Annotated in this window: 37 protein-coding genes, 1 tRNA gene and 1 rRNA gene; 33 read left to right on the top strand and 6 right to left on the bottom strand. The window is 48.9% G+C overall.

Annotated features, from left to right (window positions below; all coding sequences use genetic code 11):
- The first annotated feature begins 8 nt into the window (after positions 1–8).
- From rplB to JFY74_18620, 25 genes are all read left to right on the top strand, one after another.
- Positions 9–830 (top strand): 50S ribosomal protein L2, encoded by an 822-nt coding sequence (rplB, locus tag JFY74_18740; protein QQG28067.1) that lies wholly within the window; start codon positions 9–11, stop codon positions 828–830.
- A gap of 16 nt (positions 831–846) precedes the next feature.
- Positions 847–1,125 (top strand): 30S ribosomal protein S19, encoded by a 279-nt coding sequence (rpsS, locus tag JFY74_18735; protein ID QQG28066.1) that lies wholly within the window; start codon positions 847–849, stop codon positions 1,123–1,125.
- A 14-nt stretch (positions 1,126–1,139) separates the two neighbouring features.
- A complete protein-coding gene (gene rplV / locus JFY74_18730) occupies positions 1,140–1,472 on the top strand; it encodes a 50S ribosomal protein L22 (protein ID QQG28065.1) in 333 nt (110 codons plus the stop codon).
- A gap of 17 nt (positions 1,473–1,489) precedes the next feature.
- Positions 1,490–2,191, top strand: coding sequence for a 30S ribosomal protein S3 (rpsC, locus tag JFY74_18725; protein QQG28064.1), 702 nt, complete (start codon positions 1,490–1,492; stop codon positions 2,189–2,191).
- 12 nt (positions 2,192–2,203) lie between these two features.
- Entirely contained in the window at positions 2,204–2,614 is a 411-nt protein-coding gene (gene rplP / locus JFY74_18720; protein ID QQG28063.1) for a 50S ribosomal protein L16, read from the top strand.
- Positions 2,614–2,805, top strand: a complete 192-nt coding sequence (rpmC, locus tag JFY74_18715) for a 50S ribosomal protein L29 (GenBank protein ID QQG28062.1) — start codon at positions 2,614–2,616, stop codon at positions 2,803–2,805. The genes rplP and rpmC overlap by 1 nt, the downstream gene beginning before the upstream one ends.
- The gene (rpsQ, locus tag JFY74_18710; GenBank protein ID QQG28061.1) at positions 2,805–3,059 is read left to right on the top strand and encodes a 30S ribosomal protein S17; all 255 of its coding nucleotides are present in this window, start codon (positions 2,805–2,807) and stop codon (positions 3,057–3,059) included. The genes rpmC and rpsQ overlap by 1 nt, the downstream gene beginning before the upstream one ends.
- A 161-nt stretch (positions 3,060–3,220) precedes the next feature.
- On the top strand, positions 3,221–3,592 hold the full coding sequence (gene rplN / locus JFY74_18705; GenBank protein QQG28060.1) for a 50S ribosomal protein L14: 372 nt from the start codon (positions 3,221–3,223) through the stop codon (positions 3,590–3,592).
- Positions 3,593–3,602: 10 nt separating this feature from the next.
- A complete protein-coding gene (gene rplX, locus JFY74_18700) occupies positions 3,603–3,917 on the top strand; it encodes a 50S ribosomal protein L24 (protein QQG28059.1) in 315 nt (104 codons plus the stop codon).
- A gap of 14 nt (positions 3,918–3,931) precedes the next feature.
- Positions 3,932–4,471, top strand: a complete 540-nt coding sequence (rplE, locus tag JFY74_18695) for a 50S ribosomal protein L5 (GenBank protein ID QQG28058.1) — start codon at positions 3,932–3,934, stop codon at positions 4,469–4,471.
- 13 nt (positions 4,472–4,484) lie between these two features.
- Positions 4,485–4,790 (top strand): 30S ribosomal protein S14, encoded by a 306-nt coding sequence (rpsN, locus tag JFY74_18690; protein QQG28057.1) that lies wholly within the window; start codon positions 4,485–4,487, stop codon positions 4,788–4,790.
- Between the two features lie 33 nt (positions 4,791–4,823).
- Complete coding sequence (gene rpsH / locus JFY74_18685) at positions 4,824–5,216, top strand: 30S ribosomal protein S8 (protein ID QQG28056.1); 393 nt, start codon at positions 4,824–4,826, stop codon at positions 5,214–5,216.
- Between the two features lie 12 nt (positions 5,217–5,228).
- Positions 5,229–5,762 (top strand): 50S ribosomal protein L6, encoded by a 534-nt coding sequence (gene rplF / locus JFY74_18680; GenBank protein ID QQG28055.1) that lies wholly within the window; start codon positions 5,229–5,231, stop codon positions 5,760–5,762.
- Between the two features lie 9 nt (positions 5,763–5,771).
- Positions 5,772–6,125, top strand: a complete 354-nt coding sequence (gene rplR, locus JFY74_18675) for a 50S ribosomal protein L18 (protein ID QQG28054.1) — start codon at positions 5,772–5,774, stop codon at positions 6,123–6,125.
- Between the two features lie 14 nt (positions 6,126–6,139).
- Complete coding sequence (rpsE, locus tag JFY74_18670) at positions 6,140–6,640, top strand: 30S ribosomal protein S5 (protein ID QQG28053.1); 501 nt, start codon at positions 6,140–6,142, stop codon at positions 6,638–6,640.
- Positions 6,641–6,645: 5 nt separating this feature from the next.
- Positions 6,646–6,825, top strand: a complete 180-nt coding sequence (rpmD, locus tag JFY74_18665; GenBank protein QQG28052.1) for a 50S ribosomal protein L30 — start codon at positions 6,646–6,648, stop codon at positions 6,823–6,825.
- 3 nt (positions 6,826–6,828) lie between these two features.
- The gene (gene rplO / locus JFY74_18660) at positions 6,829–7,263 is read left to right on the top strand and encodes a 50S ribosomal protein L15 (protein QQG28051.1); all 435 of its coding nucleotides are present in this window, start codon (positions 6,829–6,831) and stop codon (positions 7,261–7,263) included.
- A gap of 7 nt (positions 7,264–7,270) precedes the next feature.
- The gene (secY, locus tag JFY74_18655) at positions 7,271–8,602 is read left to right on the top strand and encodes a preprotein translocase subunit SecY (GenBank protein ID QQG28050.1); all 1,332 of its coding nucleotides are present in this window, start codon (positions 7,271–7,273) and stop codon (positions 8,600–8,602) included.
- Between the two features lie 33 nt (positions 8,603–8,635).
- Positions 8,636–8,752, top strand: coding sequence for a 50S ribosomal protein L36 (gene rpmJ, locus JFY74_18650; protein QQG28049.1), 117 nt, complete (start codon positions 8,636–8,638; stop codon positions 8,750–8,752).
- A gap of 146 nt (positions 8,753–8,898) precedes the next feature.
- Complete coding sequence (gene rpsM / locus JFY74_18645; protein ID QQG28048.1) at positions 8,899–9,255, top strand: 30S ribosomal protein S13; 357 nt, start codon at positions 8,899–8,901, stop codon at positions 9,253–9,255.
- 16 nt (positions 9,256–9,271) lie between these two features.
- Entirely contained in the window at positions 9,272–9,661 is a 390-nt protein-coding gene (gene rpsK / locus JFY74_18640; GenBank protein QQG28047.1) for a 30S ribosomal protein S11, read from the top strand.
- Positions 9,662–9,691: 30 nt separating this feature from the next.
- Complete coding sequence (gene rpsD / locus JFY74_18635; GenBank protein ID QQG28046.1) at positions 9,692–10,312, top strand: 30S ribosomal protein S4; 621 nt, start codon at positions 9,692–9,694, stop codon at positions 10,310–10,312.
- A 25-nt stretch (positions 10,313–10,337) separates the two neighbouring features.
- Entirely contained in the window at positions 10,338–11,327 is a 990-nt protein-coding gene (gene rpoA / locus JFY74_18630; protein ID QQG28045.1) for a DNA-directed RNA polymerase subunit alpha, read from the top strand.
- Positions 11,328–11,367: 40 nt separating this feature from the next.
- A complete protein-coding gene (gene rplQ / locus JFY74_18625) occupies positions 11,368–11,760 on the top strand; it encodes a 50S ribosomal protein L17 (GenBank protein QQG28044.1) in 393 nt (130 codons plus the stop codon).
- A 207-nt stretch (positions 11,761–11,967) separates the two neighbouring features.
- Positions 11,968–12,180: an alternative ribosome-rescue factor A gene (locus JFY74_18620; protein ID QQG28043.1), complete on the top strand. Its 213-nt coding sequence runs from the start codon at positions 11,968–11,970 to the stop codon at positions 12,178–12,180.
- 30 nt (positions 12,181–12,210) lie between these two features.
- Here the strand turns inward: JFY74_18620 and mscL are convergent, their stop codons facing one another.
- The 5 genes from mscL to def all read right to left on the bottom strand — a co-directional run bounded on the left by mscL (position 12,211) and on the right by def (position 16,990).
- A complete protein-coding gene (gene mscL / locus JFY74_18615) occupies positions 12,211–12,624 on the bottom strand; it encodes a large-conductance mechanosensitive channel protein MscL (GenBank protein QQG28042.1) in 414 nt (137 codons plus the stop codon).
- A 92-nt stretch (positions 12,625–12,716) separates the two neighbouring features.
- On the bottom strand, positions 12,717–14,093 hold the full coding sequence (trkA, locus tag JFY74_18610) for a Trk system potassium transporter TrkA (GenBank protein QQG28041.1): 1,377 nt from the start codon (positions 14,091–14,093) through the stop codon (positions 12,717–12,719).
- 56 nt (positions 14,094–14,149) lie between these two features.
- On the bottom strand, positions 14,150–15,439 hold the full coding sequence (gene rsmB / locus JFY74_18605) for a 16S rRNA (cytosine(967)-C(5))-methyltransferase RsmB (GenBank protein QQG28040.1): 1,290 nt from the start codon (positions 15,437–15,439) through the stop codon (positions 14,150–14,152).
- A gap of 67 nt (positions 15,440–15,506) precedes the next feature.
- Positions 15,507–16,454: a methionyl-tRNA formyltransferase gene (gene fmt / locus JFY74_18600; protein QQG28039.1), complete on the bottom strand. Its 948-nt coding sequence runs from the start codon at positions 16,452–16,454 to the stop codon at positions 15,507–15,509.
- A 23-nt stretch (positions 16,455–16,477) separates the two neighbouring features.
- Positions 16,478–16,990, bottom strand: a complete 513-nt coding sequence (gene def, locus JFY74_18595) for a peptide deformylase (protein QQG28038.1) — start codon at positions 16,988–16,990, stop codon at positions 16,478–16,480.
- Positions 16,991–17,118: 128 nt separating this feature from the next.
- Here def and dprA point away from each other — a divergent pair, with 128 nt between their 5' ends.
- Genes dprA through JFY74_18565 form a run of 6 tightly spaced genes read left to right on the top strand, consistent with a single transcriptional unit; the run spans position 17,119 to position 20,926 of the window.
- Positions 17,119–18,240, top strand: a complete 1,122-nt coding sequence (dprA, locus tag JFY74_18590; GenBank protein QQG28037.1) for a DNA-protecting protein DprA — start codon at positions 17,119–17,121, stop codon at positions 18,238–18,240.
- Positions 18,212–18,685, top strand: a complete 474-nt coding sequence (locus tag JFY74_18585; protein QQG28036.1) for a DUF494 domain-containing protein — start codon at positions 18,212–18,214, stop codon at positions 18,683–18,685. The genes dprA and JFY74_18585 overlap by 29 nt, the downstream gene beginning before the upstream one ends.
- Before the next feature lie 20 nt (positions 18,686–18,705).
- Positions 18,706–19,263: a topoisomerase DNA-binding C4 zinc finger domain-containing protein gene (locus JFY74_18580; protein QQG28035.1), complete on the top strand. Its 558-nt coding sequence runs from the start codon at positions 18,706–18,708 to the stop codon at positions 19,261–19,263.
- Complete coding sequence (gene tsaC, locus JFY74_18575; protein QQG28034.1) at positions 19,256–19,825, top strand: L-threonylcarbamoyladenylate synthase type 1 TsaC; 570 nt, start codon at positions 19,256–19,258, stop codon at positions 19,823–19,825. Before JFY74_18580 ends, tsaC begins: the two co-directional genes overlap by 8 nt.
- A 19-nt stretch (positions 19,826–19,844) precedes the next feature.
- On the top strand, positions 19,845–20,672 hold the full coding sequence (gene aroE / locus JFY74_18570) for a shikimate dehydrogenase (GenBank protein ID QQG28033.1): 828 nt from the start codon (positions 19,845–19,847) through the stop codon (positions 20,670–20,672).
- The gene (locus JFY74_18565) at positions 20,669–20,926 is read left to right on the top strand and encodes a DUF1488 domain-containing protein (protein ID QQG28032.1); all 258 of its coding nucleotides are present in this window, start codon (positions 20,669–20,671) and stop codon (positions 20,924–20,926) included. The genes aroE and JFY74_18565 overlap by 4 nt, the downstream gene beginning before the upstream one ends.
- Here the strand turns inward: JFY74_18565 and JFY74_18560 are convergent.
- The gene (locus JFY74_18560) at positions 20,911–21,459 is read right to left on the bottom strand and encodes a gamma carbonic anhydrase family protein (protein QQG28031.1); all 549 of its coding nucleotides are present in this window, start codon (positions 21,457–21,459) and stop codon (positions 20,911–20,913) included. The two genes, JFY74_18565 and JFY74_18560, sit on opposite strands and share 16 nt — an antisense overlap.
- A gap of 488 nt (positions 21,460–21,947) precedes the next feature.
- Between JFY74_18560 and JFY74_18555 the strand changes: the two genes are divergently transcribed.
- Both JFY74_18555 and JFY74_18550 read left to right on the top strand, forming a co-directional pair.
- Positions 21,948–23,489: ribosomal RNA gene (locus tag JFY74_18555) — 16S ribosomal RNA — on the top strand.
- 140 nt (positions 23,490–23,629) lie between these two features.
- Positions 23,630–23,705: transfer RNA gene (locus JFY74_18550), tRNA-Glu, on the top strand.
- The last annotated feature ends 102 nt before the right edge of the window (positions 23,706–23,807 follow it).

Genomic DNA, 23,807 nt, shown 5'->3' with positions numbered 1-23,807 from the left:
GAAAGACAATGGCAGTTGTTAAATGTAAACCGACATCTCCGGGTCGTCGCCACGTTGTTAAAGTGGTTAACCCTGAGCTGCACAAGGGCAAACCTTATGCCCCGTTGCTGGAAAAGAACAGCAAATCCGGTGGCCGTAACAACAATGGCCGCATCACTACCCGTCACATCGGTGGTGGTCACAAACAGCAATACCGTCTGATTGACTTCAAACGCAATAAAGATGGTATTCCTGCGGTTGTTGAGCGTCTGGAGTATGATCCGAACCGTTCCGCGAATATCGCGCTGGTTCTGTACAAAGACGGCGAACGTCGTTACATCCTGGCGCCGAAAGGCCTGAAAGCCGGCGATCAGATTCAATCTGGCGTTGATGCTGCGATTAAAGCGGGTAACACCCTGCCGATGCGTAACATTCCAGTCGGTTCAACGGTTCATAACGTAGAAATGAAACCAGGTAAAGGCGGCCAATTGGCTCGCTCTGCTGGTGCTTACGTTCAGATCGTTGCTCGTGACGGTTCTTACGTTACCCTGCGTCTGCGTTCTGGCGAAATGCGTAAAGTCGAATCCGACTGCCGCGCTACGCTGGGCGAAGTCGGCAACGCTGAGCACATGCTTCGCGTTCTGGGTAAAGCTGGTGCTGCACGCTGGCGTGGTGTTCGTCCTACCGTTCGCGGTACGGCAATGAACCCAGTCGACCACCCACACGGTGGTGGTGAAGGTCGTAACTTTGGTAAGCACCCGGTTAGTCCGTGGGGCGTTCAGACCAAAGGTAAGAAGACCCGCAGCAACAAGCGTACTGATAAATTTATCGTACGTCGCCGTACTAAATAATCTTAGAGGATAAACCATGCCACGTTCTCTCAAGAAAGGTCCATTTATTGACCTGCACTTGCTGAAGAAGGTAGAGAAAGCGGTGGAAAGCGGAGACAAGAAGCCTTTGCGCACTTGGTCCCGTCGTTCAACGATCTTTCCAAATATGATCGGTTTGACCATCGCTGTCCATAATGGTCGTCAGCACGTTCCGGTGTTTGTTTCCGATGAAATGGTCGGTCACAAACTGGGTGAATTCGCGCCGACTCGTACTTATCGCGGCCATGCGGCCGACAAAAAGGCCAAGAAGCGCTAAGGTAGGAGGAAGAGATGGAAACTATCGCTAAACATTGCCACGCTCGTTCTTCTGCTCAAAAGGTTCGCCTGGTGGCAGACCTGATTCGCGGTAAGAAAGTGTCGCAAGCTCTGGAAGTTCTGACCTACACCAACAAGAAAGCTGCTGGTCTGGTTAAAAAAGTGCTGGAGTCTGCTATTGCTAACGCAGAACACAACGATGGCGCTGACATTGATGATCTGAAAGTCGCGAAAATCTTCGTTGACGAAGGCCCAAGCATGAAGCGCATTATGCCGCGTGCTAAAGGTCGTGCGGATCGCATCCTGAAGCGTACCAGCCACATTACTGTGGTTGTGTCCGATCGCTGAGACTCTGGAGACTAGCAATGGGTCAGAAAGTACATCCTAATGGTATTCGCCTGGGTATTGTCAAACCTTGGAACTCTACCTGGTATGCGAATACCAAAGAATTCGCTGACAACCTGGACAGCGATTTTAAAGTTCGTAAATACCTGACGAAGGAACTGGAGAAGGCTTCCGTTTCTCGTATCGTTATCGAACGTCCGGCCAAAAGCATCCGTGTGACTATTCACACTGCTCGCCCGGGTATCGTGATCGGTAAAAAAGGTGAAGATGTTGAGAAACTGCGTAAAGTCGTAGCGGATATCGCTGGCGTACCTGCACAGATCAATATCGCAGAAGTTCGTAAACCTGAACTGGACGCAAAACTGGTTGCTGACAGCATCACTTCTCAGCTGGAGCGTCGTGTGATGTTCCGTCGTGCTATGAAGCGTGCGGTACAGAACGCCATGCGTCTGGGCGCTAAAGGTATTAAAGTTGAAGTAAGTGGCCGTCTTGGCGGCGCTGAAATCGCGCGTACTGAATGGTACCGTGAAGGTCGTGTTCCGTTGCACACACTGCGTGCGGATATCGACTACAACACCTCCGAAGCGCACACCACTTATGGTGTTATCGGTGTGAAAGTGTGGATCTTCAAAGGTGAGATCCTGGGTGGTATGGCTGCCGTTGAACAACCGGAAAAACCGGCTGCTCAACCTAAAAAGCAGCAGCGTAAAGGCCGCAAGTAAGGAGAGTCGCTGATGTTACAACCAAAGCGTACAAAATTCCGTAAGGTGCACAAGGGCCGCAACCGTGGTCTGGCGCAGGGTACGGATGTTAGCTTCGGCACTTTCGGTCTGAAAGCTGTTGGCCGCGGTCGCCTGACTGCTCGTCAAATCGAAGCTGCACGTCGTGCCATGACCCGTGCTGTTAAGCGTCAAGGTAAGATCTGGATCCGTGTATTCCCGGACAAACCGATCACCGAGAAACCGCTTGAAGTTCGTATGGGTAAAGGTAAAGGTAACGTAGAATATTGGGTTGCCTTGATTCAGCCAGGTAAAGTCCTGTACGAAATGGACGGTGTGCCGGAAGAGTTAGCCCGTGAGGCATTCCAACTGGCAGCAGCGAAACTGCCTATCAAAACCACCTTTGTAACTAAGACGGTGATGTAATGAAAGCAAATGAGCTGCGTGAAAAAAGCGTCGAAGAGCTGAACACTGAACTGCTCGGCCTGCTGCGCGAGCAATTTAACCTGCGTATGCAGGCTGCCAGTGGTCAGTTGCAACAGACTCACCTGGTAAAACAAGTGCGTCACAATATTGCACGTGTTAAGACTTTACTGACTGAGAAGGCGGGTGCGTAATGACCGATAAAATCCGTACTCTGCAAGGTCGTGTTGTAAGCGACAAAATGGAGAAATCCATGGTTGTTGCTATCGAACGTTTTGTGAAACACCCGCTTTACGGTAAATTCATTAAGCGTACGACTAAGCTGCACGTACATGACGAGAACAATGAATGCGGTATCGGTGACGTGGTTGAAATCCGCGAATGCCGTCCGCTGTCCAAAAATAAGTCTTGGACACTTGTTCGCGTTGTAGAGAAAGCGATTCTGTAATAAAGTAGCGCTCTTCTCTTATGATAAACGGCTCTGCAAAGGGCCGTTTATTTTTTCTACCCATACCAAGGAAGCGGTGTTATAATGCTGCGCCCTCAATTATGGGGTATTTAATGGCCCGAAAGGGTCCTAGAGTAGTAGTTGACAAGCGGAGCACTAAAATGATCCAAGAACAGACTATGCTGAACGTGGCCGATAATTCCGGTGCACGTCGCGTAATGTGTATCAAGGTTCTAGGTGGCTCGCACCGTCGCTACGCAGGCGTCGGCGATATCATCAAAATTACCATCAAGGAAGCAATTCCTCGCGGTAAGGTGAAGAAAGGCGATGTTCTGAAGGCGGTAGTGGTGCGCACCAAGAAGGGTGTTCGTCGCCCGGACGGTTCTGTCATTCGCTTCGATGGCAATGCTTGCGTTATTTTAAACAATAACAGCGAACAGCCTATCGGTACGCGTATTTTTGGGCCGGTAACTCGTGAACTGCGTAATGAGAAGTTCATGAAAATTATCTCTCTGGCACCAGAAGTACTTTAAGGAGCGAATCATGGCAGCGAAAATCCGTCGTGATGACGAAGTTATTGTGCTAACCGGTAAAGATAAAGGTAAGCGCGGTAAAGTAAAAAATGTCCTGTCTGCTAGTAAGGTCATTGTTGAAGGTATTAACCTGGTTAAAAAACATCAGAAGCCGGTTCCGGCCCTGAATCAACCAGGTGGCATCGTTGAAAAAGAAGCTGCAATTCAAGTTTCTAACCTTGCAATCTTCAATGCGGCAACTGGTAAGGCTGACCGTGTAGGCTTTAGATTCGAAGACGGAAAAAAAGTCCGTTTCTTTAAATCTAATAGCGAAACTATCAAGTAATTTGGAGTAGTACGATGGCGAAACTGCATGATTACTACAAAGACGAAGTAGTTAAAAAACTCATGACTGAGTTTAACTACAATTCTGTCATGCAAGTCCCTCGGGTCGAGAAGATCACCCTGAATATGGGTGTTGGTGAAGCGATCGCTGACAAGAAACTGCTGGATAACGCAGCAGCTGATCTGGCAGCAATCTCCGGTCAAAAACCGTTGATCACCAAAGCACGCAAATCTGTTGCAGGCTTCAAAATCCGTCAGGGCTATCCGATCGGCTGTAAAGTAACTCTGCGTGGCGAACGCATGTGGGAGTTCCTTGAGCGTCTGATTTCCATTGCTGTACCGCGTATTCGTGACTTCCGTGGCTTGTCCGCTAAGTCATTCGATGGTCGTGGTAACTACAGCATGGGTGTGCGTGAGCAGATCATCTTCCCGGAAATCGACTACGATAAAGTCGATCGCGTTCGTGGTTTGGACATTACCATCACCACTACTGCGAAATCCGATGATGAAGGCCGTGCGCTGTTGGCCGCCTTTAACTTCCCATTCCGCAAGTAAGGTAGGGTTACTAATGGCTAAGCAATCCATGAAAGCACGCGAAGTTGTTCGTGTGAAACTGGCTGAAAAATACCGCGCTAAACGCGAGGAATTGAAAGCTATCATCTCTGGTGTGAACTCATCCGACGAAGATCGTTGGGATGCGGTTCTTAAGCTGCAGACTCTGCCGCGTGATTCCAGCCCGTCTCGTCAGCGTAATCGCTGCCGCCAAACTGGCCGTCCACATGGTTATGTGGGCAAATTCGGGTTGAGCCGTATTAAGCTGCGTGAAGCCGCCATGCGCGGTGAAGTACCTGGCTTGAAAAAGGCTAGCTGGTAATTGTCACCAATTGAATCACGGGAGTAAAGACAGATGAGCATGCAAGATCCGATCGCGGATATGCTGACCCGTATCCGTAACGGTCAAGCCGCGAACAAAGTTGCGGTCACCATGCCTTCCTCCAAGCTGAAAGTGGCAATTGCCAACGTGCTGAAGGAAGAAGGTTACATTGAAGATTTCAAAATCGAAGGCGACACCAAGCCAGTTCTGGAATTAGAACTTAAATATTTCCAGGGTAAGGCTGTGGTAGAAAGTATTCAGCGAGTAAGCCGTCCAGGTCTGCGCATCTATAAAAGAAAAGATGAGCTGCCAAAAGTTATGGCCGGTTTAGGTATCGCAGTTGTTTCTACCTCTAAAGGTGTTATGACTGATCGTGCAGCTCGCCAGGCTGGTCTTGGTGGCGAGATTATCTGCTACGTAGCTTAATCGGGAGGAAAAATGTCTCGTGTTGCAAAAGCACCCGTCGTCATTCCTGCCGGCGTAGAGGTAAAACTCAACGGTCAGGATGTTTCGATTAAGGGTAAAAACGGCGAGCTGAGTCGTAAAATCCACGATGCTGTTGAAGTGAAACAAGCTGACAACGCTTTAACTTTCGCCCCGCGCGAAGGTTTCGTTGATGGATGGGCTCAAGCGGGTACTACTCGTGCTCTGTTGAACGCAATGGTTATCGGTGTTACCGAAGGCTTCACTAAGAAGCTGCAGTTGGTTGGTGTGGGTTACCGTGCTGCTGTTAAGGGCAACGCTGTTAACCTGTCTCTCGGGTTTTCTCACCCAATAGAGCATGCACTGCCGGCAGGTATTACTGCAGAATGCCCAAGCCAAACTGAAATCGTACTGAAAGGTGCTGATAAGCAGGTTATTGGTCAGGTTGCTGCGGAATTACGCGCCTACCGTCGTCCTGAGCCTTATAAAGGCAAGGGTGTCCGTTACGCCGACGAAGTCGTGCGTACCAAAGAGGCTAAGAAGAAGTAAGGTAACACTATGGATAAGAAAGCAGCTCGTATCCGTCGTGCGACCCGCGCACGCCGCAAGCTCCAGGAACTGGGTGCGACGCGTCTGGTGGTACATCGTACACCACGCCATATTTATGCGCAGGTCATTGCACCGAACGGTTCTGAAGTCCTGGTAGCCGCTTCTACTGTAGAAAAAGCTATCGCTGAACAACTGAAGTCTACCGGTAATAAAGACGCAGCAAGTGCAATAGGTAAAGCTATTGCAGAACGCGCGTTAGAAAAAGGCATCAAAGATGTCTCTTTCGACCGTTCCGGTTTCCAATATCATGGTCGAGTCCAAGCACTGGCAGATGCTGCCCGTGAAGCTGGCCTTCAGTTCTAAGGTAGAGGTGTAAGATGGCTCACATCGAGAAACAAGCTGGCGAACTGCAGGAAAAGCTGATCGCGGTAAATCGCGTATCTAAAACCGTTAAAGGTGGTCGTATTTTCAGCTTCACCGCGCTGACTGTAGTGGGTGATGGCAACGGCCGCGTTGGTTTTGGTTACGGTAAAGCTCGCGAAGTTCCAGCAGCGATCCAGAAAGCGATGGAAAAAGCCCGTCGCAATATGATGAATGTCGCGCTGAACAACGGCACCCTGCAGCACCCAGTTAAAGGTGCTCACACGGGTTCTCGTGTGTTCATGCAGCCAGCTTCCGAAGGTACTGGTATTATTGCCGGTGGTGCAATGCGCGCCGTTTTGGAAGTTGCAGGGGTTCACAACGTATTGGCTAAAGCCTATGGTTCCACTAACCCGATTAACGTGGTTCGTGCAACGATTGATGGTTTGGCCAATATGAAGTCCCCGGAAATGGTCGCTGCCAAGCGTGGTAAATCCGTTGAAGAAATTCTGGGGTAATGACCGTGGCAAAGACTATTAAAATTACTCAAACCCGTAGTGCAATCGGTCGTCTGCCGAAACATAAGGCGACACTGCTTGGCCTGGGTCTGCGTCGTATTGGGCATACAGTTGAACGTGAGGATACTCCTGCGGTTCGCGGTATGGTCAACGCGGTTTCCTACATGGTTAAAGTAGAGGAGTAACAGATGCGTTTAAATACTCTGTCTCCGGCCGAAGGTGCTAAACACGCACCGAAGCGTTTAGGTCGTGGTATCGGTTCTGGCTTGGGCAAAACCAGTGGTCGTGGTCACAAAGGTCAGAACTCTCGTTCTGGCGGTGGCGTACGTCGTGGTTTTGAAGGTGGTCAGATGCCTTTATATCGTCGTCTGCCGAAATTCGGTTTTACTTCTCGCAAAGCTATGATCACGGCAGAAGTTCGTCTGTCTGATTTAGCTAAAGTAGAAGGCGACGTGGTTGACCTGAATACGCTGAAAGCCGCTAATGTTATTGGCATTCAGATTGAGTTCGCGAAAGTGATTCTGTCTGGTGAAGTTGCTCGTCCGGTAACGATTCGTGGTCTGCGTGTCACTAAAGGTGCTCGTGCTGCTATCGAAACTGCTGGCGGTAAAATTGAGGAATAAGTAGCAGATGGCTAAGCAACCAGGATTAGATTTTCAAAGTGCTAAAGGCGGAGTTGGTGAACTGAAGCGCAGACTTTTGTTTGTTATCGGTGCGCTGATTGTTTTCCGTATTGGCTCTTTTATCCCAATTCCTGGTATTGATGCCACTGTGCTTGCCAAATTGCTTGAACAGCAGCGAGGCACCATCATTGAAATGTTTAACATGTTCTCTGGTGGTGCTCTCAGCCGTGCTTCTATCTTTGCACTGGGTATTATGCCGTATATTTCGGCGTCGATTATTATCCAATTGCTGACGGTGGTTCATCCAGCGTTGGCTGAAATAAAGAAAGAAGGGGAAGCTGGCCGTCGTAAGATAAGCCAGTATACTCGCTACGGTACCTTGGTATTGGCTATATTCCAGTCGATCGGTATTGCTACCGGTTTGCCGAATATGCCTGGGATGCAAGACTTGGTGATAAATCCAGGTTTTGCTTTCTACTTTACCGCTGTTGTGAGCCTGGTTACTGGGACAATGTTCCTGATGTGGCTGGGAGAACAGATTACGGAACGTGGTATCGGTAACGGTATCTCGATCATAATCTTCGCTGGTATTGTTGCGGGACTACCGTCGGCCATTGGCCATACCATCGAGCAAGCTCGGCAAGGCGACCTGCACTTCCTCCTGTTGCTGTTGGTTGCAGTTTTAGTGTTTGCAGTAACCTTCTTCGTTGTTTTCGTTGAGCGTGGTCAACGTCGTATCGTCGTTAACTATGCAAAACGTCAACAGGGTCGTCGTGTTTATGCAGCACAGAGTACGCATTTACCGCTGAAGGTGAACATGGCTGGGGTTATCCCTGCAATTTTCGCCTCCAGTATTATTCTGTTCCCAGCCACGATTGCATCTTGGTTTGGGGGCGGTACCGGTTGGAACTGGCTGACAACTATTTCGCTGTATTTGCAGCCCGGACAACCGCTTTATGTGTTACTCTATGCGTCTGCAATCATCTTCTTCTGTTTCTTCTACACTGCGTTGGTTTTCAACCCACGCGAAACAGCAGATAACCTGAAGAAGTCCGGTGCATTCGTGCCAGGAATTCGTCCGGGAGAGCAAACGGCGAAATATATCGATAAAGTGATGACTCGCCTGACTCTGATTGGTGCGATGTATATTACTTTTATCTGCCTGATCCCGGAGTTTATGCGTGACGCAATGAAAGTACCTTTCTATTTCGGGGGTACATCTTTATTGATCGTTGTTGTCGTCATCATGGACTTTATGGCTCAAGTGCAAACTCTGATGATGTCAAGTCAATATGAGTCTGCATTGAAGAAAGCAAACCTGAAAGGCTATAACCGTTAATTAGGTGAGCTTGAGAAGTTACGGAGAGTAAAAATGAAAGTTCGTGCTTCCGTCAAGAAATTATGTCGTAACTGTAAGATTGTTAAGCGTAACGGTGTCGTTCGTGTGATCTGCAGTGCCGAGCCGAAGCATAAACAGCGTCAAGGCTGATTATCTCGCATATTTTTCTTGCAAAGTTGGATTGAGCTGGCTAGATTAGCCAGCCAATCTTTTGTATGTAGCTGCAACATTATTTGAGTATCCTGAAAACGGGCTTTTCAGAATGGTGTTGCTGTATAAAATTGTAGGAGTGCATAGTGGCCCGTATAGCAGGCATTAACATTCCTGATCATAAACATACCGTTATTGCGTTAACGTCGATTTTCGGTATCGGTAAAACCCGGTCGCAGGCTATTTGTGCTGCAACAGGGATTGCCGAAGATGTTAAGATCAGTGAGCTGTCTGAAGAGCAAATCGATAAGCTGCGTGACGAAGTTGCCAAGTTTGTTGTAGAAGGTGATCTGCGTCGTGAAGTTACCCTGAGCATCAAGCGTCTTATGGACCTTGGTACTTATCGTGGTTTGCGTCATCGTCGTGGTCTGCCGGTTCGCGGTCAGCGTACCAAGACTAACGCCCGTACCCGCAAGGGTCCGCGCAAACCGATCAAGAAATAATCGGGGTGATTGAATAATGGCAAAGGCACCTATTCGTGCACGTAAGCGTGTAAGAAAGCAAGTCTCTGACGGTGTGGCTCATATCCATGCTTCTTTCAACAACACCATCGTAACCATTACTGATCGTCAGGGTAATGCGCTGGGTTGGGCAACTGCCGGTGGTTCCGGCTTCCGTGGTTCTCGTAAATCTACGCCGTTCGCTGCTCAGGTAGCTGCAGAACGTTGCGCAGAGGCCGTGAAAGAGTACGGTATTAAGAACCTGGAAGTTATGGTTAAAGGACCTGGTCCGGGCCGTGAGTCTACTATCCGCGCATTGAACGCGGCTGGTTTCCGCATCACTAATATTACTGATGTGACTCCGATCCCTCATAACGGTTGTCGTCCGCCGAAAAAGCGCCGCGTATAACGCCGCTTTTAGGATTGTTGGAGAAAGAAAATGGCAAGATATTTGGGTCCTAAGCTCAAGCTGAGCCGTCGTGAAGGCACCGACCTGTTCCTGAAGTCTGGTGTTCGTGCGATCGATTCCAAGTGTAAAATTGAACAAGCTCCTGGCCAGCACGGTGCGCGTAAACCGCGTCTGTCTGACTATGGTGTACAGTTGCGTGAAAAGCAAAAAGTTCGCCGTATCTACGGTGTTCTGGAGCGTCAGTTCCGTAACTATTATAAAGAAGCTGCACGTCTGAAAGGCAACACAGGTGCAAACCTGCTGCAACTGCTGGAAGGTCGTCTGGATAACGTTGTTTATCGTATGGGTTTTGGTGCCACTCGTGCTGAAGCACGTCAGATGGTAAGCCACAAAGCTATCATGGTAAACGGTCGCGTTGTTAGCATCGCTTCTTATCAGGTATCCCCGAATGACGTAGTCAGCATCCGTGAGAAAGCGAAAAAGCAATCTCGCGTGAAAGCCGCTCTGGAGCTGGCTGAACAGCGTGAAAAGCCAACTTGGCTGGAAGTTGATGCTGCCAAGATGGAAGGTGTGTTCAAACGTATTCCTGAACGTACCGATCTGTCTGCGGACATTAATGAACACCTGATCGTCGAGCTTTACTCCAAGTAAAGCTTAGTACCAAAGAGAGGACACAATGCAGGGTTCTGTGACAGAGTTTCTAAAACCGCGCCTGGTTGATATCGAGCAAGTGAGTTCGACGCACGCCAAGGTGACCCTTGAGCCATTAGAGCGGGGCTTCGGCCATACTCTTGGCAACGCACTGCGCCGTATTCTGCTTTCATCCATGCCAGGTTGCGCGGTGACCGAGGTTGAGATTGATGGTGTACTGCATGAGTACAGCACCAAAGAAGGCGTACAGGAAGATATCCTGGAAATCCTGCTCAACCTGAAAGGGCTGGCGGTGAGAGTTCAAGGCAAAGATGAAGTTATTCTTACCCTGAATAAATCTGGCATTGGCCCTGTGACTGCAGCCGACATCATCCATGATGGTGATGTCGAAATCGTCAAGCCGCAGCACTTAATTTGCCATCTGACCGATGAAAACGCATCTATTAGCATGCGTATCAAAGTTCAACGTGGTCGTGGTTATGTGCCGGCATCTGCCCGTATTCATACGGAAGAAGATGAGCGCCCGATTGGTCGTCTGTTAGTTGATGCTTGCTACAGCCCTGTAGAGCGTATTGCCTACAATGTTGAAGCAGCTCGTGTAGAACAGCGTACTGACCTGGACAAGCTAGTCATCGAAATGGAAACCAATGGCACGATCGATCCTGAAGAGGCGATCCGCCGTGCGGCTACCATTCTGGCTGAACAACTTGAAGCTTTTGTTGACTTACGTGATGTTCGTCAGCCAGAAGTTAAAGAAGAGAAACCAGAATTCGATCCGATCCTGCTGCGCCCTGTTGACGATCTGGAATTGACTGTCCGCTCTGCTAACTGCCTTAAGGCAGAAGCTATCCACTACATCGGTGATCTGGTACAGCGTACCGAGGTTGAGCTGCTCAAAACGCCTAACCTTGGTAAAAAATCTCTTACTGAGATTAAAGACGTACTGGCTTCCCGTGGTTTGTCTCTGGGCATGCGCTTGGAAAACTGGCCACCGGCAAGCATTGCTGATGAGTAACCAGATCACAGGTTAAGGTTTTACTGAGAAGGATAAGGTCATGCGCCATCGTAAGAGTGGTCGTCAACTGAACCGTAACAGCAGCCATCGCCAGGCTATGTTCCGTAACATGGCTAGTTCTTTGGTTCGTCATGAAATCATCAAGACGACCCTGCCGAAAGCGAAAGAGCTGCGTCGCGTTGTTGAACCGCTGATTACTCTTGCCAAGACCGACAGCGTTGCTAATCGTCGTCTGGCATTCGCCCGTACTCGTGATAACGAGATCGTGGCAAAACTGTTTAATGAACTGGGCCCGCGTTTCGCGAGCCGTGCCGGTGGTTACACTCGTATTCTGAAGTGTGGCTTCCGTGCTGGTGACAATGCGCCGATGGCATACATCGAGCTCGTTGATCGCTCAGTTTCGCAGACAGAAGAAGTTGCTACTGCAGAGTAATCTGTAAGAGCGTAAAAAAACCGGGGAAACCCGGTTTTTTTATATCTGAAATAAGTCATGCTTTTGCATAAATATACATGGTGGGCAACTACCTGTGTCTGAGTGAACTGAAAAATACACCCCACCTGTTCTCATCTACCCATTTCGACTATATACTCTGCACGTTTTATTGATGTACATATCCCCCCGAGTTTCTTAGGAGTAATGATGACCACATACCGACATAAACGTGGGAAAATCCAAGACAACGCCATTGAGGCATTGCTACATGACCCACTGTTTCGCCAACGAATTGAAGTGAATGAAAAAGGGAAGGGAAGTTATCGTAGAAAAGAGAAGCACATGAAGAAAGGTAATTGGGAGGCCAGTGGTAAGCAATCAAATGATTATTTACCTCTGGCCTTTCTACTTTCTGCGTAATGAAGCAGAGGTCTAATAGAAACTCAATTTTTACTGTTTGGGCTGCTGTTCTTTAAGTAAATCGCGAATTTCAGCTAATAGCTTCTCTTCTGCGCTAGGTTTTGGCGGTGCGGCAGGCGTATCTTCCTGTTTCCGACGCATTTTATTCATAAGCTTGATCGCTATAAAAATCGCGAAAGCGACGATGATAAAGTCGAAAATATTCTGGATGAAAGCGCCATAGTTCATGACAACGGCGGGAATTTCACCTTGGGCGTCACGAAGAATAAGGCTGAATTGTTTAAAATCGACCCCACCAATCAAAAGTCCAAGTGGCGGCATAATAATATCTGATACCAGAGAAGAAACGATCTTGCCGAAAGCTGCACCAATAATGACACCCACCGCCAAATCGACAACGTTGCCACGCATGGCAAACTCTCTGAATTCTTTAATGATGCTCATATCCGTTCTCCTTGCCAAAAAATTATAAATTAATTCTAACCAATAGCCGTATCTTTGCCAGATTATCGATTAGCAATAAATCTGTTCCTACATTACAAAAAGAAGGGACTTGGTTGAAATAGACGTTCAACATCAGGCACAAACTTCTTGTCAGCCAAGAACATGATGACATGATCACCTTGTTCAATTTTGCTATTTGCGTTGGCAATGATGACGTCATCACCGCGAACAATTGCGCCGATAGTGGTACCGGGTGGAAGCTTAATATCTTCGATCATTCTGCCGACAACTTTCGATGTGCCCTCATCACCGTGGGCGATGGCCTCGATTGCTTCGGCTACACCACGACGTAAAGAGGATACGCTTACGATATCCGCTTTACGGACATGGCTGAGTAGCGCAGAAATTGTTGCCTGCTGCGGAGATATTGCGACATCGATGACGCTGCCCTGAACCAGATCGACATAGGCTCGACGCTGAATAAGTACCATTACTTTTTTCGCGCCCATGCGTTTAGCCAGCATTGCTGACATAATATTCGCTTCGTCATCGTTGGTAATGGCGATGAATACATCGATCTGCTCGATATGTTCTTCGGCGAGGAGCTCTTGATCTGAAGCATCACCATGGAATACGACCGTGTTTTGCAGAAGCTCAGCCAGTTCCACAGCTCGGTCTGCATTTCGTTCTATCAACTTAATGCTGTAATCTTTTTCTAACCGCTGCGCTAACCCTGCACCGACATTCCCGCCACCAACGATCATGATCCTTTTATAGGGTTTTTCAAGGCGCTGCAATTCGCTCATCACCGCGCGAATATGCTGCGAAGCGGCGACAAAAAACACTTCATCTCCAGCTTCGATGATGGTGGAACCCTGTGGGCGAATAGGTCGATCGTGACGAAAAATAGCCGCAACGCGGGTATCTACGTGCGGAATGTGTTCGCGGAGGGAGGTAAGGGCATTACCCACTAGTGGGCCACCATAGTAGGCATTAACTGCGGCAAGACTCACTTTGCCTTCAGCGAAGTTGACGACCTGAAGTGCTCCAGGATATTCGATCAGTTTGTAAATGTTATCGATAACCAACTGTTCTGGGGAGATCAAGTGATCGATGGGAACCGCTTCTGGTAAAAACAGCTGTTCTGACTCACGAATGTATTCAGCGGCGCGAATGCGTGCAATCCGGTTTGGGGTTTTAAAAAGAGAATAAGCAATCTGGCAGGCTACCATATTCGTTTCATCTGAATTGGTAACGGCGACCAGCATATCGGCATCTTCTGCCCCTGCTTCACGCAGCACTCGTGGGTGAGAGGCATACCCTGTAACGACACGCAGGTCAAACTTATCCTGAAGCTGGCGTAACCGATTTGCATCAGTATCAACGACAGTAATGTCATTGTTTTCACCCGCTAGATTTTCCGCCAGTGTTCCGCCGACCTGACCCGCGCCAAGAATGATAATTTTCATAATAAGCCATGCCGTTTATTGATTGCCGTCTGTTGCAGACAATACTGGGTTCAATATCAGTTTTTTACCAGCTTCGCATAAAAGAAACCATCACCACCATCTGCATGAGGAAGCATCTGTATACCTGGCATTTCTCTTGTACCTGTATCAACCAGTTTTGCATCGGCATGGCGAGTTAGGAAATCTGTAACTTGTTGAGCATTTTCTTGCGGCAGAATGGAGCAGGTAGCATAGACCATTGTGCCGCCGGTTTTGAGATGTGGCCAGATGGCATCAAGGATCTCTTTTTGTAGCGCAACCAGCTCTTCAATATCTCTGTCTCGGCGCAACCACTTAATGTCAGGATGACGACGAATCACACCTGTGGCTGAGCATGGGGCATCCAACAGAATGCGATCAAACACACGTCCTTCGTACCATGAATCGGGGTAACGTCCATCGCCTTGTTTTACTTCGGCATGCATTTGTAGCCGTAGTAAATTTTCTTTTACCCGACCTAAACGTGTTTCATCTACATCGACAGCGAGCACATGAGATTTTGGTGCCGCTTCTAAAATGTGTGTCGTTTTGCCACCGGGTGCAGCGCAGAGATCGAGGATCTGTTCGCCATCTTGTGGATCGAGCCAATAGACGCAGCCTTGAGCCGATGCATCCTGTACTGTTGCCCATCCTTGCGAAAATCCTGGCAATTGATCGACCGCACAGGGAGAGGCAAGTCGTATCGCATCGCTGTATTCAGCATGAGGAAATGCCTCGATTCCCTCTTGTACTAACAAGTTTAAATATGCTTCACGTGTGTGGTGTAACCGATTTACACGTAGCCACATCGGAGGGCGTTGATTATTCGCCTCAACGATGTTTTGCCAGTGATTTGGATAGGCACGCTCAATGCGCGCCAGCAGCCAACTCGGGTGCAGGTAGTGAGATGAGTGAGTTGCCTCACGTTGGATCAGTTCTTCCTGCTGACGCTGGAATTGGCGTAATACGCCATTAATCAGCCCCTTGAGTTGCGGTTTTTTTAACGCTACAGCACCTTCTACTGTTTCAGCCAGCGCTGCATGTGGCGGGATCCGCGTATATTGCAGTTGATAGATGCCGACCATAATGAGGTAATGCAATGTGCGTTGTTTGCCCGTCAGGGGTTTAGCCATCAGTTGTTGAATACACCATTCCAACTGCGGTAAAACGCGTAATACGCCGAAGCAAAGCTCTTGCAAAAGTGCGCGATCTTTATCGGAGACTTCACGCTGATGGACAGGTAATAAGGCACTGAGTGATTGTCCCTGATCCAGAACCTGTCCCACCACTTTTGCGGCAATACTGCGTAGATTGTATGAGCTTTTCATGTGTTAGCGATGACGTATACGTAAAAGAGAGAGGATATACCGGCATAGCGCCGGTATGAAAAATAGATTAGTCCAGTGTATTACCGGGAACGAACCACTCACGACGTGAGTTAAGCAGATCCTGCGCACCCATGACTTTTTTGCCTGCGGGCTGCAATTCCTGAATATTCAGGATGCCATCGGCTGTTGCTACCTGAATGCCCTGCTTGTCTGCCTGTATGATTGTACCGGGCTGTGAGGCATGTGCTTTGGCGATGACCTCAGCTTTCCAGACTTTCACTGGCTGTTCATCTACGATGAAATAGCTGACTGGCCAAGGATTAAAAGCACGAATACAGCGCTCAAGCTGCTCGGCAGATAACTGCCAGTTTAAACGAGCTTCTTCTTTGCTGAGCTTTTCTGCATAGGTGGCAAGGGCATCATTTTGCGCTTCAGAAACAGCGCTGCCATCAGCAAGCTGTTCCAGCGTTTCCAATAAGCCACGTGGGCCCAGCTCCGCAAGTTTATCGTATAACGTTGCGCTGGTATCCTGCGGCAGGATAGGGCACGAAATTTTGTGCAGCATTGCGCCAGTATCGAGCCCAACATCCATTTGCATGATCGTCACACCGGTTTCACTATCTCCAGCCCATAATGCACGCTGAATAGGGGCTGCACCACGCCAAAGAGGCAACAGAGAACCGTGGACATTAATGCAGCCGAGACGAGGCATGGATAATACGGGCTGCGGCAGAATTAAGCCGTAGGCGACAACGACCATAACATCGGCATCTAACGCCTGAACCATCGCCTGATTTTCTTCTGGTCGCAGAGATTTAGGCTGGAAAACGGGGATGCTATGTTGTTCTGCCAGTACTTTTACTGGACTGGGAGTGAGCTTGTTGCCTCTGCCTGCTGGGCGATCGGGTTGGGTGAAAACGCCAACGACCTCATGGCCCGATGATAAAAGCGCGTCAAGGTGACGCGCTGCAAAGTCAGGGGTTCCGGCAAAGATTATGCGTAAAGAATCAGACACGGTGCTTCCTGTCAGGATGAAAATTATCGGGCTCGGCTATTCTGCTTAGCCAGTTTTTCCAGTTTTTGACGAATGCGCTGGCGTTTAAGTGGGGAAAGGTAATCGATAAACAGTTTCCCAACCAGATGGTCCATTTCATGCTGAATACAAATGGCGAGTAGTTCGCTTGCTTCAAGTTCGAACGCTTTACCTTCACGATCCAATGCGCGCACTTTCACATGCTCTGCACGAGGAACCAGCGCACGCGTTTCAGGGATCGACAGGCAACCTTCTTCGATGCCCGTATCACCGCTCTTTTCAATCAACTCAGGATTGATCAGCACCAGTCGTTGGTCTCGTTCTTCAGAGACGTCAATAACAATAATACGTTGATGAATATCGACTTGTGTCGCTGCCAGGCCAATACCTTCTTCTTCGTACATGGTATCGAACATATCATCCACGATACGTTGAATATCTGCATTGACTTCTTTTACGGGCTGCGCAGTGATGCGGAGCCGCTCGTCTGGAAAATGTAATACCTGCAAAACTGACATATATGTTTAGATCTGTATCTGAATAGTGAGAGAGTCTTAACGCTCATTCTAGACATTTCCTGCCCCGATTGACAGCATCAGCACTGAATTGCAGCACTTATCTGAACAGAGTTGAGTAAGGGACGCCGATGCTATCAACGGAAATCTGGCTACGTATGACGGGCGTACGGCACCTCGGTGTCAGGCGTGCCCGGGCGATTGTCAGAAAGCTTATTGATTTAAACACGTTCGATAACGAGACCTTGAGAGCGTTAGGCCTGTCTGATGCTCAAATAGCCCAATTCTGTACCTATGATCGTAAGATTCTGGAAGGAACACTCAATTGGTTGTCTTACCCCAATCACCATATCGTTACGTGTGAAGATGCCTTGTATCCCTTTCTGCTGAGCAATGTTCGTGATTTTCCGCTTCTGCTCTTTGTTTCTGGTTCTCCTGAGTTGCTGGCATCGCCACAAATATCGATTATTGGTAGCCGGGGGAACAGTGCTTACGGTGAACGCTGGGGATGCTTTTTTGCTCAGGAGCTGGCCGCAAATGAACTCACGGTGACAAGCGGGCTCGCGATTGGCATTGATGGTATTGCTCATCGTGCCGCTTTGGATACGGGAGGGAGAACCATTGCCGTGCTGGGAAGCGGACTGGAGAATATTTATCCTAAGCGGCACGCTAAGCTTGCCGAACGTATTTGTGGTGATGGTGGCGCGCTGGTTTCCGAATTTCCCCTCGCTATGCCGCCTTTCCCAACTAACTTTCCCAGAAGAAATCGTATTATCAGCGGGCTAGGGCTGGGTGTCCTGGTCATTGAAGCGTCTATCCGCAGTGGGTCGTTGGTTACAGCGCGTTATGCGTTGGAACAAGGACGGGAAGTTTTTGCTCTGCCGGGGCCTATCGGTAACCCTATGACTGAGGGGACACACTGGCTGATCCAGCAAGGGGCGAGCTTGGTTACACATCCTAAGGATATTCTTGAACAGTTGGTGAGTGAATTGCAGTGGCTACCGATGCAAAGCGGACAAACTATTTCTAACGAAGAAGAGGATGGCGAATTGCCATTTGCCGACGTGTTGGCTAACGTAGGAGATGAGGTTACACCTGTTGACGTTGTCGCTGAACGTGCCGGCCAACCTGTGCCAGAGATAGTCACTAAGCTATTAGAGCTGGAGTTAGCAGGGTGGATCGCAGCAGTACCCGGCGGCTATGTCCGATTAAGGAGGGCAGGCCATGTTCGACGTACTCATGTACTTGTTTGAGAGTTACATCCACAATGAAACTGAAATGCGTGTCGATCAGGATACGTTAACTGATGACCTCACCCGCGCTGGATTCCATCGTAACGATATCTATAGCGCGTTGAGTTGGCTGGAAAAACTGGCCGATATTCAGGAAGGGCAGACTGCGCCGCTTTATTTAGCGAACGATCCTCTGGCTATGCGGATCTATACGCAGGATGAGGCGCTGCGTCTTGATGCGGAATGTCGTGGCTTTTTATTGTTCCTTGAGCAAATTCAGGTTCTGAACCTTGAAACGCGGGAAATGATTATTGAACGCGTCATGGCGTTAGAAACGCAGGAGTTTGATCTGGAAGATCTGAAGTGGGTCATTCTCATGGTGCTTTTCAATGTACCTGGTTGTGAGAATGCTTATCAGCAAATGGAAGAATTACTCTTTGAGGTCAATGACGGTTATGTGCAATAGCCAGAGGAATAACAGTTCGAATGGCTAAACCTGCACTGTTTGCTGAAAAAAAACAGGAAATATGTCCAGACTGTGGGTCAGTGCTGGTTATCCGTTCTGGTCGGCACGGCCCATTTCTTGGCTGTTCTGCGTATCCAGAATGTGAGTTCATTCGCCCGCTGAAAGCACAAGCTGACGGACATATTGTCAAAGTGTTAGATGGGCAACAATGTCCGCTTTGTCAGTCGACCTTGGTCTTACGACAAGGTCGTTATGGGATGTTCATCGGCTGTGGCAATTACCCCGAATGCCATCATACCGAGACTATCGATCGCCCTGATGAAACGGCGATTCGATGTCCACAGTGTAATGAAGGCACGCTGTTGCAGCGTAAATCTCGCTACGGCAAGGTGTTTCATTCTTGCGATCGCTATCCCGATTGCCAGTTTACGTTAAACCATAAGCCGATAGCGGGTGAATGTCCTTCTTGCCATTACGCTTTATTGTTTGAGAAAAAAACGGCACAGGGCATTAAGCTATTTTGTGCCAGTAAATTATGTGGAAAACCGATAGCGGCAGAAGTTGATAAGAATGAGTGATGTATCTGATGAACTAATGACTCCCGTTTTGCGGGAATTATACAACGAGCAGGTTATTGCGTACCCGACTGAAGCGGTATTTGGGCTGGGATGCGATCCTGATAGTGAAGTGGCGGTTAATCGCCTGCTGGCGTTAAAACAACGCCCCTGGCAAAAAGGGTTGATCCTGATTGCAGCAGATTTTAGCCAACTGGCTCCTTATATTGATGACAGTGCGTTATCCGATGAGCAGAAGGCGGTGATGTTTTCCACATGGCCAGGTCCGGTTACTTGGGTATTGCCAGCAAAACGCACGACTCCGCAGTGGCTAACAGGGCAATTTTCTTCGCTTGCGGTGCGTGTTAGTGACCATCCGCTAGTCAAGGAACTATGCCAGCGTTACGGTAAACCGTTGGTGTCGACCAGTGCCAATTTAAGTGGTCAACCGCCCTGCCGTACTGCTCAGGAAGTCTCTCAGCAGTTTGGTGATGATTTTCCTGTGCTAGTTGGGGACGTAGGTGGAAGAATGAACCCATCAGAAATCAGGGATGTATTAACAGGCGAGCTTATTCGTCAGGGGTAACGACAAGTTGGAGAGGAACGTGTCTGAAGTAACGTCTTTTGCGGTTTTTGGTAATCCGATTGCGCATAGTAAATCACCTCGCATACATGAGCTATTTGCTGCACAGACGGGGATAACGTTGACGTACCAGCGCGTGTTAGCGCCTCTGGATAATTTTGAGCAGATGCTGCGCCAGTATTTTCGTGATGGTGCTGGTGGGGCGAATGTGACAGCGCCCTTTAAGGAGCTGGCCTTTGCCGAAGCCGATGAGTGTAGCGAGTGTGCTGCGCTTGCGGGGGCGGTCAATACATTGAAGAGATTGAGCGACGGTCGCCTGTTTGGTGATAATACCGATGGCATCGGTTTGCTCAGCGATCTACAACGATTGGCGCTGGTGAAACCGTTGGATCGTGTTTTGCTAGTTGGTGCAGGTGGTGCGGCGAGGGGTGTTATCCAACCCCTGCTTGCCTATGATTGTACAGTGGTGCTGGCGAATAGGACCTTTTCCAAGGCCGATGCCTTAGCTAAGATCTTCCGTGACATTGGTGATATTCACGCTGTTGCTCTCGATGATTTACAGGGGCAGTCGTTCGATCTGATCATCAACGCTACATCGTCTAGTATGTACGACAGCGTTCCTAACTTACCGCCAGAACTCATTTCGCCGGAAACGTGCTGTTATGACATGTTTTACCTGCCACAACTAACCCCCTTTTTGTCATGGTGCGTACAGCATGGCGCTCTCCATTATGCAGATGGTTTGGGAATGCTGGTGGGGCAAGCGGCACATGCGTTTAAACTTTGGCATGGTGTTATGCCGGACGTGGAGCCAGTGATTGCTTTACTAAAGCAGGATCTTGCTAAATGAATCAGGCGATCCAGTTCCCCGATCGTGAAAGCTGGGATGATAAGGTCATGGCGATCCGCTTTCCCGTTTTAGTGAATGGCTTTCAGCAGGAATGTTTAGTGAGCGCGGAGCTGCTCCAGCAACGTTATGGCGGTGATAGCCCTGAACGGTGGCTGGCACTGTTCAGGGAATATCGATGGGATCTTGAAGATGAACTGGAGCAAATGATCGTTGCTGAAGAATGGGATGATGAAGGTTGTTACTCGTTGTCCTGAGCAAGGTATTCATCTTTCCAACGAACATAGTTTTTTGCCGAGTAAATCAATCCCTCTATTTCTTCTTGTGTGAGTGGTCGAATTTTTTTGACTGGGCTGCCGAGGTATAGATGCCCCTTCTCCAGTCGTTTTCCTGGGGGGACCAAGCTACCAGCGCCAATCATGACATCATCTTCAACAACCGCTCCATCCAGAAGTATTGATCCCATTCCGACCAGAACCCGATTTCCTATTTGGCAACCGTGCAGCATCGCTTTATGGCCTACCGTGACGTCTTCACCAATAATAAGTGGATTACCTTCTGGTTTTTTCTCTGAGCAGTGGGTGATGTGAAGTACAGATCCGTCCTGAACATTACTCCTTGCACCAATAGTAATGTAGTTAACATCACCGCGTATGGCGACAAGAGGCCATATGCCGACATCATCGCCTAGTGTTACCTTACCAATCACCACGCTGGAATGATCGACCATGACTCTTTCGCCTAAAACGGGAGAAATGCCGTTATAACGACGGAATGTTTTTGTACTCATCGACAGCCTCGTAGTTATTTGCCACATACTGATTACTCGTTATTAGACAAAATATCGACAGATATGGGATGTCGGCAACTGAAAAGTGGCGTGGATCGAGTAAGATCTCATCGAAAGGGGCGAAAAACACGCGAACAGAAAAAAAGATCAAGAAAGTTGTTGTGTAACGAAAACGGATCCCTATAATGCGCCTCCATCGACACGGCGCTGTGAACACACAACCGGGTCGATAAAGAAAGAGAAAACACTTTAAAATAAGCGTTGACTCTGAAGGTGAAAAGCGTAATATACGCCACCTCGCGAAGTGGTTAAGACTACAACGCACTGCTCTTTAACAATTTAATCAGACAATCTGTGTGGGCACTCACAAGACCGTATCTTAACGATATAAAAAAGTCTTGAAGAGTGAACAACAGTAAATTCATTACGAATAAACAGTTTTAATTCTTTGAGCATCGCTGACGAGTTCAGCAAATCAAACAAATCTTAAATTGAAGAGTTTGATCATGGCTCAGATTGAACGCTGGCGGCAGGCCTAACACATGCAAGTCGAGCGGTAGCACAAGAGAGCTTGCTCTCTGGGTGACGAGCGGCGGACGGGTGAGTAATGTCTGGGAAACTGCCTGATGGAGGGGGATAACTACTGGAAACGGTAGCTAATACCGCATAACCTCGCAAGAGCAAAGAGGGGGACCTTCGGGCCTCTCGCCATCAGATGTGCCCAGATGGGATTAGCTAGTAGGTGAGGTAATGGCTCACCTAGGCGACGATCCCTAGCTGGTCTGAGAGGATGACCAGCCACACTGGAACTGAGACACGGTCCAGACTCCTACGGGAGGCAGCAGTGGGGAATATTGCACAATGGGCGCAAGCCTGATGCAGCCATGCCGCGTGTGTGAAGAAGGCCTTCGGGTTGTAAAGCACTTTCAGCGAGGAGGAAGGCGGTAAGGTTAATAACCTTATCGATTGACGTTACTCGCAGAAGAAGCACCGGCTAACTCCGTGCCAGCAGCCGCGGTAATACGGAGGGTGCAAGCGTTAATCGGAATGACTGGGCGTAAAGCGCACGCAGGCGGTCTGTTAAGTTGGATGTGAAATCCCCGGGCTTAACCTGGGAACTGCATTCAAAACTGACAGGCTAGAGTCTTGTAGAGGGGGGTAGAATTCCAGGTGTAGCGGTGAAATGCGTAGAGATCTGGAGGAATACCGGTGGCGAAGGCGGCCCCCTGGACAAAGACTGACGCTCAGGTGCGAAAGCGTGGGGAGCAAACAGGATTAGATACCCTGGTAGTCCACGCTGTAAACGATGTCGATTTGGAGGTTGTGCCCTTGAGGCGTGGCTTCCGGAGCTAACGCGTTAAATCGACCGCCTGGGGAGTACGGCCGCAAGGTTAAAACTCAAATGAATTGACGGGGGCCCGCACAAGCGGTGGAGCATGTGGTTTAATTCGATGCAACGCGAAGAACCTTACCTACTCTTGACATCCAGAGAATTAGCTAGAGATAGCTGAGTGCCTTCGGGAACTCTGAGACAGGTGCTGCATGGCTGTCGTCAGCTCGTGTTGTGAAATGTTGGGTTAAGTCCCGCAACGAGCGCAACCCTTATCCTTTGTTGCCAGCGATTCGGTCGGGAACTCAAAGGAGACTGCCGGTGATAAACCGGAGGAAGGTGGGGATGACGTCAAGTCATCATGGCCCTTACGAGTAGGGCTACACACGTGCTACAATGGCGTATACAAAGAGAAGCGACCTCGCGAGAGCAAGCGGACCTCATAAAGTACGTCGTAGTCCGGATTGGAGTCTGCAACTCGACTCCATGAAGTCGGAATCGCTAGTAATCGTAGATCAGAATGCTACGGTGAATACGTTCCCGGGCCTTGTACACACCGCCCGTCACACCATGGGAGTGGGTTGCAAAAGAAGTAGGTAGCTTAACCTTCGGGAGGGCGCTTACCACTTTGTGATTCATGACTGGGGTGAAGTCGTAACAAGGTAACCGTAGGGGAACCTGCGGTTGGATCACCTCCTTACCAAGAAGATGTGTGTTAAGTGAAGTGCTCACACAGATTGTCTGATGAAAATACTGAGCAAGCGCACCTGTTGATGCGATGAGTGTAAACTCATGCTGACACGATAGTGCCGAATTTCTGATTCGGTACGGATTTTTCGTGTCCCCATCGTCTAGAGGCCTAGGACACTGCCCTTTCACGGCTGTAACAGGGGTTCGAATCCCCTTGGGGACGCCAATCCGATAATGAGTGAAAGACATTATCATGAATATCTTAAAGATGATTCTTCGGAGTCATGTTTACGATATTGCTCTTTAACAATCTGGAACAAGCTGAAAA

It is taken from the genome of Pectobacterium carotovorum, assembly GCA_016415585.1.
Lineage (GTDB): Bacteria > Pseudomonadota > Gammaproteobacteria > Enterobacterales > Enterobacteriaceae > Pectobacterium > Pectobacterium carotovorum_K.
Note: the sequence above shows the minus strand (reverse complement) of the source record. Positions and strands in the feature narration are given on the sequence as shown.

What these genes read in the sequence shown, in the direction of transcription:
- rplB (QQG28067.1), top strand. Translation starts at nt 9, where the DNA reads ATGGCAGTTGTTAAATGTAAACCGACATCTCCGGGTCGTCGCCACGTT.
- rpsS (QQG28066.1), top strand. Translation starts at nt 847, where the DNA reads ATGCCACGTTCTCTCAAGAAAGGTCCATTTATTGACCTGCACTTGCTG.
- rplV (QQG28065.1), top strand. Translation starts at nt 1,140, where the DNA reads ATGGAAACTATCGCTAAACATTGCCACGCTCGTTCTTCTGCTCAAAAG.
- rpsC (QQG28064.1), top strand. Translation starts at nt 1,490, where the DNA reads ATGGGTCAGAAAGTACATCCTAATGGTATTCGCCTGGGTATTGTCAAA.
- rplP (QQG28063.1), top strand. Translation starts at nt 2,204, where the DNA reads ATGTTACAACCAAAGCGTACAAAATTCCGTAAGGTGCACAAGGGCCGC.
- rpmC (QQG28062.1), top strand. Translation starts at nt 2,614, where the DNA reads ATGAAAGCAAATGAGCTGCGTGAAAAAAGCGTCGAAGAGCTGAACACT.
- rpsQ (QQG28061.1), top strand. Translation starts at nt 2,805, where the DNA reads ATGACCGATAAAATCCGTACTCTGCAAGGTCGTGTTGTAAGCGACAAA.
- rplN (QQG28060.1), top strand. Translation starts at nt 3,221, where the DNA reads ATGATCCAAGAACAGACTATGCTGAACGTGGCCGATAATTCCGGTGCA.
- rplX (QQG28059.1), top strand. Translation starts at nt 3,603, where the DNA reads ATGGCAGCGAAAATCCGTCGTGATGACGAAGTTATTGTGCTAACCGGT.
- rplE (QQG28058.1), top strand. Translation starts at nt 3,932, where the DNA reads ATGGCGAAACTGCATGATTACTACAAAGACGAAGTAGTTAAAAAACTC.
- rpsN (QQG28057.1), top strand. Translation starts at nt 4,485, where the DNA reads ATGGCTAAGCAATCCATGAAAGCACGCGAAGTTGTTCGTGTGAAACTG.
- rpsH (QQG28056.1), top strand. Translation starts at nt 4,824, where the DNA reads ATGAGCATGCAAGATCCGATCGCGGATATGCTGACCCGTATCCGTAAC.
- rplF (QQG28055.1), top strand. Translation starts at nt 5,229, where the DNA reads ATGTCTCGTGTTGCAAAAGCACCCGTCGTCATTCCTGCCGGCGTAGAG.
- rplR (QQG28054.1), top strand. Translation starts at nt 5,772, where the DNA reads ATGGATAAGAAAGCAGCTCGTATCCGTCGTGCGACCCGCGCACGCCGC.
- rpsE (QQG28053.1), top strand. Translation starts at nt 6,140, where the DNA reads ATGGCTCACATCGAGAAACAAGCTGGCGAACTGCAGGAAAAGCTGATC.
- rplO (QQG28051.1), top strand. Translation starts at nt 6,829, where the DNA reads ATGCGTTTAAATACTCTGTCTCCGGCCGAAGGTGCTAAACACGCACCG.
- secY (QQG28050.1), top strand. Translation starts at nt 7,271, where the DNA reads ATGGCTAAGCAACCAGGATTAGATTTTCAAAGTGCTAAAGGCGGAGTT.
- rpmJ (QQG28049.1), top strand. Translation starts at nt 8,636, where the DNA reads ATGAAAGTTCGTGCTTCCGTCAAGAAATTATGTCGTAACTGTAAGATT.
- rpsK (QQG28047.1), top strand. Translation starts at nt 9,272, where the DNA reads ATGGCAAAGGCACCTATTCGTGCACGTAAGCGTGTAAGAAAGCAAGTC.
- rpsD (QQG28046.1), top strand. Translation starts at nt 9,692, where the DNA reads ATGGCAAGATATTTGGGTCCTAAGCTCAAGCTGAGCCGTCGTGAAGGC.
- rpoA (QQG28045.1), top strand. Translation starts at nt 10,338, where the DNA reads ATGCAGGGTTCTGTGACAGAGTTTCTAAAACCGCGCCTGGTTGATATC.
- rplQ (QQG28044.1), top strand. Translation starts at nt 11,368, where the DNA reads ATGCGCCATCGTAAGAGTGGTCGTCAACTGAACCGTAACAGCAGCCAT.
- JFY74_18620 (QQG28043.1), top strand. Translation starts at nt 11,968, where the DNA reads ATGACCACATACCGACATAAACGTGGGAAAATCCAAGACAACGCCATT.
- mscL (QQG28042.1), bottom strand. Translation starts at nt 12,624, where the DNA reads ATGAGCATCATTAAAGAATTCAGAGAGTTTGCCATGCGTGGCAACGTT.
- trkA (QQG28041.1), bottom strand. Translation starts at nt 14,093, where the DNA reads ATGAAAATTATCATTCTTGGCGCGGGTCAGGTCGGCGGAACACTGGCG.
- rsmB (QQG28040.1), bottom strand. Translation starts at nt 15,439, where the DNA reads ATGAAAAGCTCATACAATCTACGCAGTATTGCCGCAAAAGTGGTGGGA.
- def (QQG28038.1), bottom strand. Translation starts at nt 16,990, where the DNA reads ATGTCAGTTTTGCAGGTATTACATTTTCCAGACGAGCGGCTCCGCATC.
- dprA (QQG28037.1), top strand. Translation starts at nt 17,119, where the DNA reads ATGCTATCAACGGAAATCTGGCTACGTATGACGGGCGTACGGCACCTC.
- JFY74_18585 (QQG28036.1), top strand. Translation starts at nt 18,212, where the DNA reads ATGTTCGACGTACTCATGTACTTGTTTGAGAGTTACATCCACAATGAA.
- JFY74_18580 (QQG28035.1), top strand. Translation starts at nt 18,706, where the DNA reads ATGGCTAAACCTGCACTGTTTGCTGAAAAAAAACAGGAAATATGTCCA.
- tsaC (QQG28034.1), top strand. Translation starts at nt 19,256, where the DNA reads ATGAGTGATGTATCTGATGAACTAATGACTCCCGTTTTGCGGGAATTA.
- JFY74_18565 (QQG28032.1), top strand. Translation starts at nt 20,669, where the DNA reads ATGAATCAGGCGATCCAGTTCCCCGATCGTGAAAGCTGGGATGATAAG.
- JFY74_18560 (QQG28031.1), bottom strand. Translation starts at nt 21,459, where the DNA reads ATGAGTACAAAAACATTCCGTCGTTATAACGGCATTTCTCCCGTTTTA.